Here is a 14,241-nt window from a genome sequence, read left to right as displayed (position 1 = left end):
CGACAATGACCACCTATGAAAACTTCAAATTCGAAATCGATTCCGACGGCATCGCCCTCATCACTTGGGACATGCCCGGCCGTTCGATGAACGTGCTGTCGCAAAGCTCGATGGCCGACATGGCCTCGATCATCGAGAAAATCATGTCCGACGACGCCATCAAGGGCGCCGTCCTCACCTCCGGCAAGGATGCGTTCTGTGCCGGTGCCGATCTCTCCATGATGGGCGGCCAGGCCGGCGGTTCCGGCAGCGGCTCGCAGGAAGAGCGCGTCAAGGCGATGTATGAGGGCAACCTCAAGTTCAACATGCTGCTCCGCAGCCTGGAGACATGCGGCAAGCCCGTGGCAGCGGCGATCAACGGCACGGCGCTGGGTGGCGGTCTCGAAGTCACCCTGGCCTGCCACTACCGCGTGGCAGCCGACAATCCGAAAACGCAGATCGGCCTCCCCGAAGCGAAGGTCGGCCTGCTCCCCGGCGGCGGCGGCACGCAGCGCCTGCCCCGTCTCATCGGCGCGCAGGCCGCGCTGCCGCTGATCCTGCAGGGCACCTCGCTCGATCCGCAGAAGGCGTTGAAGGCCGGCATCGTCCACAAGGTCGTGCCTGCCGCCGAACTCGTGTCGGCCGCCAAGGCATGGCTCAAGGAAGGCCTCGCCCAGCCCAAGGTCAAGCTCGGCAAGAAGGGCCCTGAGGTTTATGCCATCGCCATCCAGCCATGGGACCGCGAAGGCTACAAGGTGCCGGGCGGCGATCCGCATTCCAAGGGCGGCGGCCAGGTCTTCACCATCGGCAACGCCACGCTTCACAAACAAACGCATGGCAACTTCCCGGCGCAGAAATACATCATGTCCTGCGTCTATGAAGGTCTCCAGGTGCCGATCGAAGCGGGCTTGCGCATCGAGACGCGCTACTTCACCAAGCTGCTGATGGACCCGCGCTCCAAGGCGATGATCCGTTCGCTCTTCCTCTCCATGCAGGAACTCGCCAAGGGCGCGCGCCGTCCGTCGGGCGTTCCCGCCTTCCAGGTCAAGAAGCTCGGCATTCTGGGCGCCGGCATGATGGGTGCGGGCATCGCTTATGTCTCGGCGCAGGCCGGCATGGAAGTCGTGCTCCTCGACACCGATCAGGCGAATGCCGAGAAGGGCAAGGCCTATTCGCAGAAGCTGCTGGCGAAGGCGCTGGAGCGCGGCAAGACCACGCAGGAGAAGGCGGACAAGCTTCTCGGACTCATCAAGCCGACGACGAATTACGACGACCTCAAGGATGCCGACCTCGTCATCGAAGCGGTCTTCGAAAGCCGCGAGATCAAGGCGGAAGTGACGAAGAAGGCAGAGCCGATGATCGCCACGGGTGGCATCTACGGTTCCAACACCTCGACGCTGCCGATCACCGGCCTCGCGGAAGCTTCCGCGAAGCCCGAGAACTTCATCGGCATCCACTTCTTCTCGCCGGTCGACAAGATGCAGCTCGTCGAAATCATCATGGGCAAGAAGACGAGCGACGAAACCCTCGCCAAGGCGATGGATTACGTGAAGCAGATCAGGAAGACGCCGATCGTCGTCAATGACGGCCGCGGCTTCTACACTTCCCGCTGTTTCGGCACCTATGTCGGCGAAGGCCTTGCCATGCTGGGTGAAGGCATCCCGCCGGCGATGATCGAGAATGTCGGCCGCATGACCGGCATGCCGATGGCGCCGCTCGCCTTGAACGACGAAGTCTCGCTCGACCTCGCCCACAAGGTGCGCGAGCAGACGAAGAAAGACCTCGGCGACAAATATGTTTCAGGTCCCGCGGACGAACTGCTGGAGAAGATGGTCGTGGACCTCGGCCGCGCCGGCAAGAAGGCCGGCAAGGGTTTCTACGACTACCCCGCCGACGGCAAGAAGAAGCTCTGGCCCGGCCTCGCCGATCTGATCGGCAAGCGCCAGGACCCCGACGATCTCAATGTGCAGGAGATGAAGAACCGCTTCCTCTACATCCAGGCACTGGAAGCGGCGCGCTGCTTCGAGGAAGGCGTGGTGACGGATGTGCGCGATGCCGATGTCGGCGCGATCCTGGGCTGGGGCTTCGCGCCCTGGGCCGGCGGCCCGCTGTCGCTGATCGACATGGTCGGCACGAAGGCATTCGTCGAGGCTTGCGACAAGCTCGCCCAGAAATACGGGCCGCGCTTCACACCCTCCAAGCTGCTGCGCGACATGGCCTCGAAGGGCGATACTTTCTACGACCGCTTCGCGCCGAACAAGGAGAAGGCGGCGGCCTGAGCGGCGCTTTCTGCTGGAAATGTTGGAAAATCAACACCCCGCCTCAAAAAGGCGGGGTGTTTTTTACAGTTGATTGGCAGAAAATGCATGTCATTTGTCATTTCCGCCATCCGTCGCCGAGCCTAGTCTGGCTTCATGACAACGCCCTCAAAAAGAAAGCCGTCGAAATCTGCCCCCGGTCCGCGCCGGGTGATGATGCTGGCATATGACGCCGCGCAGATACTCGACATTGCCGGACCGCTGCAGATTCTCTCCTCGGCGCTGACATCTGATGGCCATCCGGCCTATTCGGTCGAGCTGGTTGCGGTCGAGCCCGGCCCGGTCTCGACGACGAGCGGTCTTGTGCTGCGTGCCGATCGAGCGATAAGCGATGTGACATCGGCTGATCTCGCGGCACTCGACATCCTGATGGTGACGGGTGGGTTCGGCTCCCGCGCCGCGATGGAAGATGAACGGGTTCTCGCGTTCGTGCGCAAAGCCGCCGCGCCGGCGTGTCGCGTCGTTTCGATCTGCACCGGCGCGATCATTCTCGCGGCTGCCGGCCTGCTCGACGGCCGCCGCGCCACGACGCATTGGGCCTATGCGCCCACCATGCGCAAAGGCTTTCCTGCGGTGACCGTGGAAGAAGATGCGATCTATGTGCGCGACGGAAAGTTCTGGACCTCGGCCGGCGTCACCGCCGGCATGGACCTCGCACTGGCGCTGATCGAGGAGGATCTGGGTCGCGATGCGGCGCTGACGATCGCCCGCCACCATGTGATGTATCTGATGCGCCCCGGCGGCCAGTCGCAGTTCTCGGCGCAGCTCGCAGCCCAGCGTGTCGCCGACACGCGACTTTCGCGCGTCTGCGCCTTCGTCATCGACAATCCGCGCGCCGATCTTTCTGTGCCGGCGCTCGCCGCCCGCGCGGCCATGAGCGAACGCAGCTTTGCGCGTCATTTCGCCGACGAAACCGGCATCACTCCGGCGCAATTCGTCGAGCGTGCCCGCCTCGACGAGGCCTGCCGCCGCCTCGCCGGCAGCGATCTGTCGCTCGACGCCGTCTCGGCCGATGCCGGTTTCGGCGCCGCCGAGCGCATGCGCCGCGCCTTCATCCGCCATCTCGGCGTGACACCCGGCCGCTACCGCGAACGCTTCCGCACCGCCCGACGCGACCCCGCGCCTTCAAATCAGGGAATCTCGAACAATGCGTATCTCCATTCTTCTCTATGACGGATTCACCATGCTCGACGCTGTCGGCGGCTATGCCGTGCTCGGCTGGCTGCCCGGCGCGGAAGTGGAATTCGTTGCTGAAAAGAAGACCGTCATCGCCGACGATCTCCGCTCCGGGGGCATGGCCGCCTGGCGCGACTATTCCGAAGTCGAAAAGACCGGCATTCTCTATGTGCCAGGCGGACCGGGCGGTCGGCCGCAAATGACCAATGAGGCGACGCTCGCCTTCATCCGTCGCCTGCACGAGACCTCTACTTGGACTTTCGGCGTCTGCAACGGCGTCGAGATTCTCGCCGCCGCCGGTATCCTGAAAGGAAAGACGGTGACGACGAATTATTATGCGCGCGAGTCGGTGGCCTCCTTCGGCGCGACGGTCGTGTCCGACCGCTATCGCCGCGACGGCAAGATCGTAACGACGGCAGGCGTCTCGGCCGGCATCGATGGCGCACTCTATCTCGCACGGCTGATCGCCGGCGAGGAGATAGCCAAGACGATCCAGCTCGGCATTGAATACTATCCGCACCCACCCTTCAGCTACGGTTCGGCCGACGAAGCGCCCGAGCACATTCACAAGACGATCCGCGCGGCGGAGGAAACTGGCCTGCTGGCGCAGATGGAAGCAACGTCGCCATCCTTCAAGCAGCCGTTGCTCTGACATCGAGGAAGTATTCATGACCCGCAACCGCACCATCGGCATCCTGATTTTCGACGGTGTCGAGGAACTCGATTTCGTCGGCCCCTATGAAGTCTTCACCATGTCGAACGAAGCGCATGGTTTCGAGGGTCGCGAGCGCCCGGATACCGTTATCCTGATTTCGGAGACGGGCGGCCCAATAACCGGCGCCAAGGGCATGCGTGTCGAAGCGCATGTGTCGATTGCCGATGCGCCGAAGCTCGATCTGCTGCTGGTGCCGGGCGGGCAGGGCACGCGCCGCGAGGTGGAGAACGAAAAGTTGCTCGCCTGGATCGCGCGCCAGGCCGCCGCCGAATGGGTGGCGAGCGTTTGCACCGGCGCGCTGCTCCTCTGTGCCGCCGGTCCGGCGCGGGGCAAGCGCGTCACCACCCATTGGGGCTTCATCGAACAGCTCCGCCAGCGCGGCGAAGCGGCGGAAGTACTTGAAAATATCCGCTATGTCCGCGACGGCAATGTCGTGACGGCCGCTGGCGTTTCGGCCGGCATCGACATGGCGCTCTGGCTTGCGGGCCAGATGCATGGCGAGAGCCATGCGCGCCTGACACAACGCCTGATGGAATACGACCCCGCACCGCCCTATAGCGCCGCCGTCTGATTGCGCTATCCTGCCCCGAAACATCGGGGGAGAAAAATGGCGACGGCGACGAGAACCGAACTCAATGGCTGGCTGGCAAGTGCCGAGTTGCACCAGCGATATTTGACAGGGCTGATCCTGCGCGCCATCGTCTTCAAGGGCGAGGCGGCAGGTACCGAGCTCAACTTCCGCACCTTCCAGGCCCAGCACCGCGAGAAGTTTCTGGCAGGCTATAAAAATCTCGGCCTCGACGAGCTGCCGCCGGCCGTCGCCTGCGCGCAATATATCTATCTGGCAAACCATGTCGGCGGCGTGAAATGCGAATTCATTCCTGAAAGCGATCGCAAGGCCTGGGTGCGCTATCTGCCGCCACGCTGGATCTGGGACGGCGCGGCGATCTGCGCGGTTCCCAACGACGTGAGCATCGCCTTCATGCGCGCCTTCCATTCGCAGGTCGGCGTCAGCCTCGGCAATCCAAATCTCGGGTTCGTCTGCACCGCCATCACCACGCGCTGCGACCCATGCCTCGAAGGTTATTTCATCGAGGAAGAGCGGCCGCTGGCGCCCGATGAGCGTCTGCGCTTCCGCTTCGAGGAGAACGGGCCGGACGTCGACCCATCGAAGCTTCCCCATGTCGAATGGTCGGAAGAACGCATGATCAAGGCGAAGCGCAACTATGCGGTGCAGTATATCCGCTCGATCCTGCCGGCGGCCGTGTCGCTGCTCGGCGAAGAGGAAGCGCGCCAGCTCGGCTGGGAGGCCGGGCGCCTGATCGGCATGCAGTGTTACGACACCACTGCGGCCCTGATCGGCGTTGCAGGCGCGGACGCCCCAGCCTTCGCGCACTATCTCGGCTCCATGCTCGATGCCGGCGGCGACAAACCGGATGTGAAGGGTGCCGAGGTGTCGATCTCGACATGGCGCATGATGCAAGGCAGGGAGGGCGTTACGCCGGCTTGCTTCGACGCCTGGAACGCACTCTGGGAAGGCGCGCTCGCGGTCCACAACCGCCATCTCAAACTCGAAGTGACGAGCCGCATGGACAAGGGCGCGGATCGCTGGGGCTGGCGCGTCCGATAGACGGATCCCGCGAAATCCGGTTTAGTCTTTCAGAAGAAACGCCATCGACGAGGGGAAATAATGTCAGACAGCAATCCGTTCGATCCGAAGCTCTTCGCCGCCGACGCCATTTCGGCGGAAACCAGAGCCATCAACGACACCATCATCAAGGCGATGGACGGCGCGCCCGACTGGTGGGATATCGGCGCGCAAACGGTGCGCGATGCCCGCGCGCGTGGCGAGGGGCCGTTCCCGTTGGCGCCGAAATCGCACCGTGCCCGCACAATCGAAATTCCCGGCAAGGGCGGCAAGATCGCGCTGCGTATCATTGCGCCCGACAATCCCAAGGGCGTCTACCTGCATATTCATGGCGGCGGCTGGACGCTGGGTACCGCCGACCAGCAGGATCCGCTGCTCGAACGGATCACCGACAATGTCGGTCTCGCCTGCGTCAGCGTTGAATACCGGCTGGCGCCGGAACATCCCTATCCGGCGGGTCCCGACGACTGCGAAGCGGCGGCCGTCTGGCTGGTCGCGAATGCGAAGAAGGAGTTCGGCACCGACAAGCTGACCATCGGCGGAGAAAGCGCCGGCGGTCATCTTTCGGCCGTTACGATTCTGCGCATGCGCGACCGCCACGGTTACACCGGCTTCAAGGGCGCCAATCTCGTCTTCGGCGCCTTCGACATGACGATGACGCCAAGCCAGCGTGCCTTCGGCAACGAACGCCTGATCCTGCGCACGCTCGACATCGAGAAATTTTCCGAAGCCTTCCTGCAAGGCGTCAAGGACAAGCGCGACCCCGACCTTTCGCCGCTCTATGCCGACCTGAAGGGCCTTTGTCCGGCGCTCTTCACCGTCGGGACGCGCGACGCGCTCGTCGACGACAGCCTCTTCATGTATGCGCGCTGGATCGCTGCCTGCAACGAAGCGGAGCTTGCCATCTATCCCGGCGGCGCTCATGGCTTCGTTGCCTTTCCGGGCGCACTTGCCGCTGCCGCAAACGCTAAATGCGACGAATTTCTGAAACGCGTGACGAGCTAGCGCCGGACACGGCCTGAAGCGATCGCCAACCGACGATACCTCTCCGAGCGAAGCCTCGCCGGGTTGCCGCCCGAAGACCCCGAGAGCGGGTTCAAATCGGCGGCGCATCTTGGGAGACTGCCGTCTCCCTCAAAAACGTCCACAGGAATGGAGCCCCGCCGCATGTTCGAGAAGTTGCCGCCTTCGTTTCAGGAACAGATCGACGTTCTGCTGCCGACATTTGTCGAGCACGGGCTGGCGTTGATTTCGGCAGTGCTGATCCTGATCGCCGGCTTCTGGTTCGCGGGCCGGGCGCGGGCATGGACGATCGACGGCTTGAGGCGCATGCCGAATGTCGACGAGATGTTGCAGAATTTCTTCGGCACGATGGTGCGTTATCTCGTGCTGATCTTCACGCTGCTGGCGGTGCTGGCGAAATTCGGCGTGCAGACGGCAAGCCTGATCGCACTGCTGGGCGCAGCCGGCCTTGCTGTCGGCCTCGCGCTGCAGGGCACGCTGTCGAACGTGGCGGCCGGCGTGATGCTGCTGATCTTCCGGCCGTTCCGCGCCGGGCACTATGTCGAGGTCGGAGGGATCGCCGGAACGGTCAAGCTACTGTCGCTTTTCACCACCGAACTCACGACGCCGGACAATGTGCAGATTTTCGTACCCAACAGCCAGATATGGGGACAGGCGCTCAAGAACTACACATTTCATGCGACACGGCGGGTCGATTTCTCGTTCGGCATTTCCTATGGCGACGATATCGGGAAGGCGATGGAGGCAATCCGCGCCGAATTCGAGGCCGATCCGCGCTGCCTCAAGGAGCCGGAGCTTTTCATGGGCGTCGGCAATCTCGGCGACAGCTCGGTCGACATCACCGTCAGGGTCTGGAGCGCGACGGACGACTACTGGCCAGTGAAGTTCGAGCTGACGCGGCGGGTAAAAGAGCGCTTCGACCGCGAGGGAATTACCATCCCCTTCCCGGCACGGACGGTCTACACTGGCAAGGATTGAGATTGGCGGTTACGCGGCGTTACAGAAGCGGGTTTTCGAAAATGAACCGGATATTTGGCGGGCCTGTGCTGGCCATAATCTTCAAGCTGGCGGTCGCCTCGATCGCGGTCGGCATCGTCCTGGCCATTCTCGGCATCAGACCGATCGACCTCTGGCGCGACTTCCTCGCCACGGCCGCCAATATCTGGTCGATGGGCTTCGAGGCCATCGAGTGGTCGATGCAGTATCTTGTCCTCGGCGCCATCGTGGTGGTGCCGATCTTCATTGTCGTCCGGCTGTGGACGATGATGACGGAACGCGAGAAGAAGGATTGAGACACGCCGACTCTCCTCCCGGATACGGGTAGAACACGAACTGCACGACGCCCATTCCATTACGCTTTCCCTTGCGTCAGCTTGAGAAGCGAGACGATGCGCGCATGAAACTGTAATCTTCCCGGCAAATGCATATGGGAGGATGAGATGGTTTCGATGTTTCGCGATGGACTGCTTGCGGGCAAACGCATTCTGGTGACGGGCGGCGGTACCGGACTCGGCAAGGAAATGGCCGAGGATTACCTGCGCCTCGGTGCCGAGGTTTACATTTGCGGGCGGCGAAAGAACGTTCTCGACGAGACCGCCAAGACGCTGATGGACAAACATGGCGGCTCGGTGAAGACACACAGCGTCGACATTCGCGTCGCGCAGGCCGTCGACGACATGGTCGGTGAAATCTGGACCGACGGTGGACCGCTTACAGGCCTCGTCAACAACGCGGCCGGCAATTTCATTTCGCCGACCAAAGACCTTTCACCGCGCGGCTTCGACGCGATTGCCAATATCGTCTTTCACGGCTCCTTCTACGTGACGCATGCGATCGGACGGCGCTGGATTGCCGACAAGGTGAAAGGCAGCGTCATTTCGATCCTGACGACATGGATCTGGAACGGCGGGCCGTTTACCGTGCCGTCGGCGATGTCGAAAGCCGGCGTCAACATCATGACGAAGTCGCTCGCCGCGGAATGGGGGCCTTACGGCATCCGCCTCAACGCGATTGCGCCCGGCCCCTTTCCAACCGAAGGCGCCTGGGCGCGGCTTTCGCCCGGCCAGTCGGCCGATGGCGACGGCTCGCGCGAAGGTATTCCGATGGGGCGTGTCGGCGAGATGGACGAATTGAAAAACCTCGCGACCTTCCTGATGAGCGACGGCTGCGAATACCTCACCGGACAGACCATCGCCATCGACGGGGCGGGGTTCTCGGGCGGCGGCGGCAATTTCGCGCGCCTGTCGAAACTTTCCGACGAAGAGTGGGACAGGATGCGTGAAATGATCCGCAGCGCCAACGAGAAAGACAAGGCGCAGCGGAGCGTTTGATCTGGTACTCACCCTCGCGAGATGGGGCTCGAATTGGCGCAGTACGGGCGAAGCAAATTTCGGCGCAGGCGAAAGAGTTTTTTCGTCTCCTCACATCTCGATAACGACCTTGCCGACGGCTTCACGGTTCTGCAGCATGCGCAGCGCGTCGACGGCGCGCTCGAGCGGGAAACGGGCGCAGATATAGGGATCGATCTTTCCTTCCGCCGCGAGGCGGTTGATGGCTTCGAGGTTTGCCCTGCCCGCTTCCGGATCGCGGCGGCCATATTCGCCGGCGCGAACGCCAACGACCGAGAAGCCCTTGATCAGCGGCATATTGACCGGGACGGTCGGAATGCGACCGCTGGTGAAACCGATGACGAGCAGACGACCATTCCAGGCGATGCAGCGTACGCTCTCGTCGAAGACGTCGCCGCCAACCGGATCGTAGATCACATCGGCCCCTCGACCGCCCGTGAGTTCCTTCACCTGCTCGCGGAAGCCCTTCGTCACATTCAGCACATGATCGGCACCGCGGGCTTTCACCACTTTCAGTTTTTCGTCCGAGGCGGAAGTCGCAATGACGGTGGCGCCGAGAAGCTTGCCCATTTCGACGGCGGCGAGGCCGACCCCGCCGCTCGCCCCATGCACCAGCAACGTTTCGCCGGGCTGCAGGTGGCCACGACAAGTCAGCGCAACCCAGGCCGTGAGGTATGTGGCCGGAAAGGCCGCGGCTTGCGCAAAGTCCATGGTGCCGGGAATCGGGCGGCAGGCTTCGGCCGATGCATTCGCTTCCTCCGCGAAGCCGCCGGTGCGCAGGCCGGCAACGACACGGTCACCGGCCTTGAATTTCGTGACGCCTTCGCCGACCACCGTGACGATGCCCGCCCCTTCCATGCCCGGTGCAAAGGGGAGTTCCGGCTTGAACTGATACTTTCCCTGTACCATCAGGATATCGGGAAAGTTGACCGAGCAAGCCTTGAGTGCGAGACGCAACGCGCCGGGGCCTGGCGGCGGCAGCTCGACATCGTCCATTCTCAATACGCCTACATCGTCCGATAGTTCATGCACACGCATGGATCGCATTTTTTCCGCTCCCGAAGGTTTCGCTTATGGCAAATTCATATGTGGGCGAGCATAAGGCGGCGGCCCCAACTTCGCCACGGTAGGCGCGGAGAATTGCGGCCGGAATCAGGCCGAGTCGCGCCGTGGAAGGGAAGACACGAATGATCAACGGGATGGAGGCGGCGCGCTTCGGCGTGGCGCATCTCGACAGGATCGCGCTGCATTACGCGGAGATGGGACCGGAGGATGGACCCCTGATCATACTGCTACACGGCTTTCCCGACACATGTCTTGGCTGGGGCAAGCAGATGCCGATATTGGCCAAGGCCGGCTTTCGCGTGATCGCACCCGATCAGCGCGGCTATGGGGTCAGCGGCAAGCCACGGGGTGTCAAAGCCTACGATCTCGACGAGTTGGCCGAGGACATAGTGGCGCTAGGCGCGCATTTCGGCGAGACGCGGCTCCGGGTCGTCGGACATGACTGGGGCGCGAGCGTTGCCTGGTGGCTCTCGTCGACACGGCCCGAGCGCATGGAGAAGGCGGCGATGATCAACGCACCGCACCCGGCGATCTGGAAGCAGGCGATGTATGCCGACAAAACACAGCGAAAGAAGAGCCGCTATGTGAAGGCGATGCGAATGCGCGTGTTGCCCGAAATGGCGATCCGGTGTCGAAATTTTGGGCCCTTCATCAAAACGCTGAAAGCCGCGTCGCGAGAGGGCGTTTTCGACGGCGAGATCGAGGCCTACCGAAAGGCCTGGAGCGAGCCCAGGGCGCTGACCTCGATGCTCCATTGGTATCGTGCGCTGCTGAAGAAGGAACTCCCGAAAGCGCCAGGCCGCATCGAAACGCCGGTACTGCTGATCTGGGGCGAGAAGGATGAGTTCGCCGATGTTTCGCTTGCGAGGCAGAGCATCGCGCTTTGCGAGCGGGGCGGCACGTTGTTCTTCGCGGACGGCTCGCACTGGGTGCATCGCGAAGAGGCGCAGCCGATCAACGACATGCTGATTACCTTCCTGCAATCCGATCAGGATATGTAGTTCATTGCACCGGCAATGGCGACAAGGCCGAGGACGATGAAAATGCCGGCGGCGGCCAAACGCAGCAGGTGCAGCGGCAGGTGACGCGCCGCCGCCTCACCGATCAGCACGACCGGCACATTGGCGACCATCATACCAAGCGTGGTGCCCAATGCGACCGCAAGCAGCGTCTCGTAATGTGCGGCAAGCGCGGCGGTGGCCGCCTGGGTCTTGTCGCCCATTTCGACAAGGAAAAAGGCAATCGTGGTGGCGAGGAAGGGACCATAACGCGCGGGCAAAAGCGTTTCGTCTTTCTCCGGCGGTTTGTCGGGAATCAACGCCCAAAGGCCCATCACGATGAAGGAAATGCCGAGCCCCCAGGCGAGGACCTGCGGCGTCAGCCAGTCGGCAATCAGCGTACCAACCCAAGCGGCCAGCGCGTGATTGAGAATGGTCGCGATGAAAATTCCGGCGATGACGGCGACAGGCGCGCGAAAGCGCGCCGCGAGCAGCAGTGCCAGAAACTGCGTCTTGTCGCCCATTTCGGCAATGGCGACGACGCCGAGAGAAACGAGAAAGGCTTCCACGAGAGGTTCGGCGCCGCTCAACGCAAGGCGCGGCCGACATCGCGCGCGATTGCCTCGCAGGCTTCTTTTGCCTTGGGTACAACGCCGGTCATGGCCGTGAAGGCGTGGGCGAGACTGTCCTCGCAGCGAAAGGTCACGGGAACGCCGGCCGCATTTAGCCTTTCGGCATAGGCCGCGCCCTGGTCGCGCAGTGGATCGAAACCTGCCGTCACGACGATGGCCGGCGGGAGCCCCGCGAGATCGGACGATTTCATCGGCGAGACGCGTACGTCCTTTGCCTCGGCCGCATCGTTCAAATAAAGGCCGCCGAACCAATCCATGATTTCGCGGGTCAACGGATAGACATCGGCGCAGCTCTCCATCGAGCCGCCCTGCCATTCCCAATCCGTCACCGGGTAGATCAACAGTTGCAGCGACGGCCCCGACCGGCCGGCGCGCCTTTCTTCCTGGGCAATGACGGCCGAGAGATATCCGCCAGCGCTGTCGCCGCCGACGCCGATGCGACCCGCAATCATGCCGATCTCGTCCGCATGGGCGTCCGCCCAGCGCCAAGCGGCGAGCGCATCGTCGATGGCGGCAGGGAATTTGTGTTCCGGCGCCAGACGATAGGCAACATTCAGCACCGCGCATTGGGAGATTTCCGCAATCATTGTGCAGAAAGTGTGACAGGTATCGAGATCACCGATAACGCAACCGCCGAAATGAAAATAGACGAGACCGGGCAGTGGACCCTGCGCGTCTTTCAGTGTGTAGAGCCGTGCCGCCAGCGAGCCCGCCGGACCCGGCACCGAGATGCTCCGCACCGTAACGCTTTCGCTCGGCGCGCCATCGAGAAGCTTCAAGCCGTCGGCCGTGCCGGCGCGGGCGGCGACCGGATCGAGTGTCGTTATCGAGGGTTGTTTCGCGCCCTGCGCCGCCAGAAACTGCATGCGTGCATCGAGAATGCGGCCGTCGATCGCCAACGGCTTTCCACCCGACATCTTTATCAGGATGCTGTCCGGCAGCTTCAGCAGAGTACGGACAATAAATTTCTGGACGCTCATCAGCGATTTCCTTTGGCAACGGCGCGGTAATGATGTTTCAGGGTTTCTGGGCCGGCAGGGCGCGGAAGCCGCTCAGTACCAGTTGCGTGGCAAAAGCGGCGGCGGCGGCAGCGTCCATTTCCGGCCGGCGTAACATGCGGTCGCCGATTTCCATGGCGATGCCGACAAGGGCGGCCATCAGATATTCGGAATCGACATCGGGCAGCGTGCCGTTGCGAATGTCTTCCTCGAGATATTCCCGAATTTCCTCGAATCCCGCCAGGATTTCGGGAGAGTCCATACGTACGCGCAGCGTGTTGGGATTGCGGCGCATGACCTGAAAGGTGTCGCTGTCGGTTGCCAGATATTCGAAGTAGGTGCGATAGGCGTTGCGGATGAAATCCTCGAAGGTGCGCGAACGGATGCGTTCGGCGCGCAGACGAGGACGGATGCGGCGCATGCCCTCGTCCATCAATGCCTCGAAGACTTCCTCCTTGCTCTTGAAATAATTGTAGAAGGTGCCCGAGGCGAGACCGGTCTTGCGGATGATGTCGCGCACAGAGGTGGCACCATAGCCGAGATCGGCAAAGACGATGCGCGCCGCATCGAGAATCGCACCGCGGTTGTTGTGTTTGGTCTGTTCGCGCTTGCCGCGCGGTCTGGAAGCCGAGGACCCCGCTTCGGGCTCGACCTGCTTTTGTATGACGCCTGCCATCTTTCCTCCCCGTGCGCCGGGTTGCCCGCCCCCGGGGCCCCACGCGATCGGCATATTACCCCAATGACGAAAATCGTCAATTTTGGAATTGCAGCAAAATGCTGGAAAATCTTTTTATTTCAGATAGTTAGAGATCGGCCCGCGGATCGCCTTTGCTCCCAGTATGACGCAACATTCATGGGAAAGCATAAGCCGCCAATAGACGTGTAACCCGCTCGCCGTCCTCGGAGAGCGGCAGATGCACGCATTCGAAGCGACGATAACCGCGGTTGAGCCAGTCGAGCCGGCCGCCAAGCGCCACGGGGCCAGGCGAGGCGAGCATGCGCTCCAGCGCTGCCAGCCGCTCTTCCAGCCGCTCGCCGCTGTGACCGCTGCGCAGGGTTTCGCCCGTACGGTCGATGCCACCCATTTCGACGAGGCGTGTGCCCATCAGGCGGTAGCGAATGTCGAGCGGGTCGTACATGACGTCCGCGATGGCGATATAAGGGAGCAGGCGCGGCATTTCGATCGGATCGATGTCGGTATGCACAGGCATGGGCCGGCTGCCCCGCTTGCGTTCCCAATAGGCGATCAACTGGGGCAAGGGTGGCGCAAGCGCGTCCAGATCGGTCAGGAGCGTCAGCCCCCCTTCGACGATCAGCATGAATCAGCGCTCCGGTTCCGGC

15 protein-coding genes are annotated in these 14,241 nt (G+C 62.6%); 10 read left to right on the top strand and 5 right to left on the bottom strand.

All coding sequences use genetic code 11. The annotated features are described in order from the left end of the window. Nucleotides 1-5 precede the first annotated feature (5 nt). From WEB61_RS15005 to WEB61_RS14965, 9 genes are all read left to right on the top strand, one after another. The gene (locus tag WEB61_RS15005) at nt 6-2,258 is read left to right on the top strand and encodes a 3-hydroxyacyl-CoA dehydrogenase NAD-binding domain-containing protein (protein ID WP_368065150.1); all 2,253 of its coding nucleotides are present in this window, start codon (nt 6-8) and stop codon (nt 2,256-2,258) included. Nucleotides 2,259-2,450: 192 nt separating this feature from the next. After that, nucleotides 2,451-3,470 (top strand): GlxA family transcriptional regulator, encoded by a 1,020-nt coding sequence (locus tag WEB61_RS15000; RefSeq protein ID WP_368065149.1) that lies wholly within the window; start codon nt 2,451-2,453, stop codon nt 3,468-3,470. Beyond that, entirely contained in the window at nt 3,445-4,125 is a 681-nt protein-coding gene (locus WEB61_RS14995; protein WP_368065148.1) for a DJ-1/PfpI family protein, read from the top strand. Before WEB61_RS15000 ends, WEB61_RS14995 begins: the two co-directional genes overlap by 26 nt. Before the next feature lie 16 nt (nt 4,126-4,141). Further along, nucleotides 4,142-4,759, top strand: a complete 618-nt coding sequence (locus tag WEB61_RS14990) for a DJ-1/PfpI family protein (RefSeq protein WP_368065147.1) — start codon at nt 4,142-4,144, stop codon at nt 4,757-4,759. Between the two features lie 36 nt (nt 4,760-4,795). After that, nucleotides 4,796-5,818 carry a hypothetical protein gene (locus WEB61_RS14985; RefSeq protein WP_368065146.1) on the top strand — a complete coding sequence of 341 codons (1,023 nt, stop codon included), beginning with the start codon at nt 4,796-4,798 and terminating at the stop codon, nt 5,816-5,818. A 60-nt stretch (nt 5,819-5,878) separates the two neighbouring features. Continuing rightward, nucleotides 5,879-6,841: an alpha/beta hydrolase gene (locus tag WEB61_RS14980; RefSeq protein ID WP_368065145.1), complete on the top strand. Its 963-nt coding sequence runs from the start codon at nt 5,879-5,881 to the stop codon at nt 6,839-6,841. A 162-nt stretch (nt 6,842-7,003) separates the two neighbouring features. Beyond that, nucleotides 7,004-7,837 (top strand): mechanosensitive ion channel family protein, encoded by an 834-nt coding sequence (locus WEB61_RS14975; protein WP_368065144.1) that lies wholly within the window; start codon nt 7,004-7,006, stop codon nt 7,835-7,837. Between the two features lie 41 nt (nt 7,838-7,878). Then, nucleotides 7,879-8,151, top strand: a complete 273-nt coding sequence (locus tag WEB61_RS14970) for a DUF6460 domain-containing protein (protein WP_368065143.1) — start codon at nt 7,879-7,881, stop codon at nt 8,149-8,151. 156 nt (nt 8,152-8,307) lie between these two features. After that, entirely contained in the window at nt 8,308-9,189 is an 882-nt protein-coding gene (locus WEB61_RS14965) for an SDR family oxidoreductase (RefSeq protein WP_368065169.1), read from the top strand. Between the two features lie 90 nt (nt 9,190-9,279). Here the strand turns inward: WEB61_RS14965 and WEB61_RS14960 are convergent, their stop codons facing one another. Beyond that, nucleotides 9,280-10,203: an NADPH:quinone oxidoreductase family protein gene (locus WEB61_RS14960; protein ID WP_368065142.1), complete on the bottom strand. Its 924-nt coding sequence runs from the start codon at nt 10,201-10,203 to the stop codon at nt 9,280-9,282. Between the two features lie 191 nt (nt 10,204-10,394). Here WEB61_RS14960 and WEB61_RS14955 point away from each other — a divergent pair, with 191 nt between their 5' ends. After that, complete coding sequence (locus WEB61_RS14955) at nt 10,395-11,273, top strand: alpha/beta fold hydrolase (RefSeq protein WP_368065141.1); 879 nt, start codon at nt 10,395-10,397, stop codon at nt 11,271-11,273. On the opposite strand, the gene WEB61_RS14950 is transcribed toward WEB61_RS14955, so the two are convergent. The 4 genes from WEB61_RS14950 to WEB61_RS14935 all read right to left on the bottom strand — a co-directional run bounded on the left by WEB61_RS14950 (nt 11,261) and on the right by WEB61_RS14935 (nt 14,219). Next, entirely contained in the window at nt 11,261-11,860 is a 600-nt protein-coding gene (locus WEB61_RS14950) for a TMEM165/GDT1 family protein (RefSeq protein WP_368065140.1), read from the bottom strand. The genes WEB61_RS14955 and WEB61_RS14950 overlap by 13 nt on opposite strands. Then, nucleotides 11,857-12,882: an alpha/beta hydrolase gene (locus WEB61_RS14945; protein ID WP_368065139.1), complete on the bottom strand. Its 1,026-nt coding sequence runs from the start codon at nt 12,880-12,882 to the stop codon at nt 11,857-11,859. Before WEB61_RS14945 ends, WEB61_RS14950 begins: the two co-directional genes overlap by 4 nt. A gap of 37 nt (nt 12,883-12,919) precedes the next feature. Beyond that, a complete protein-coding gene (locus WEB61_RS14940) occupies nt 12,920-13,576 on the bottom strand; it encodes a TetR/AcrR family transcriptional regulator (RefSeq protein WP_368065138.1) in 657 nt (218 codons plus the stop codon). A gap of 175 nt (nt 13,577-13,751) precedes the next feature. Continuing rightward, nucleotides 13,752-14,219 (bottom strand): PAS domain-containing protein, encoded by a 468-nt coding sequence (locus tag WEB61_RS14935; RefSeq protein WP_368065137.1) that lies wholly within the window; start codon nt 14,217-14,219, stop codon nt 13,752-13,754. Between the last annotated feature and the right edge of the window lie 22 nt (nt 14,220-14,241).

The organism is Parvibaculum sp., assembly GCF_040882025.1.
GTDB lineage: Bacteria > Pseudomonadota > Alphaproteobacteria > Parvibaculales > Parvibaculaceae > Parvibaculum.
Note: the sequence above shows the minus strand (reverse complement) of the source record. Positions and strands in the feature narration are given on the sequence as shown.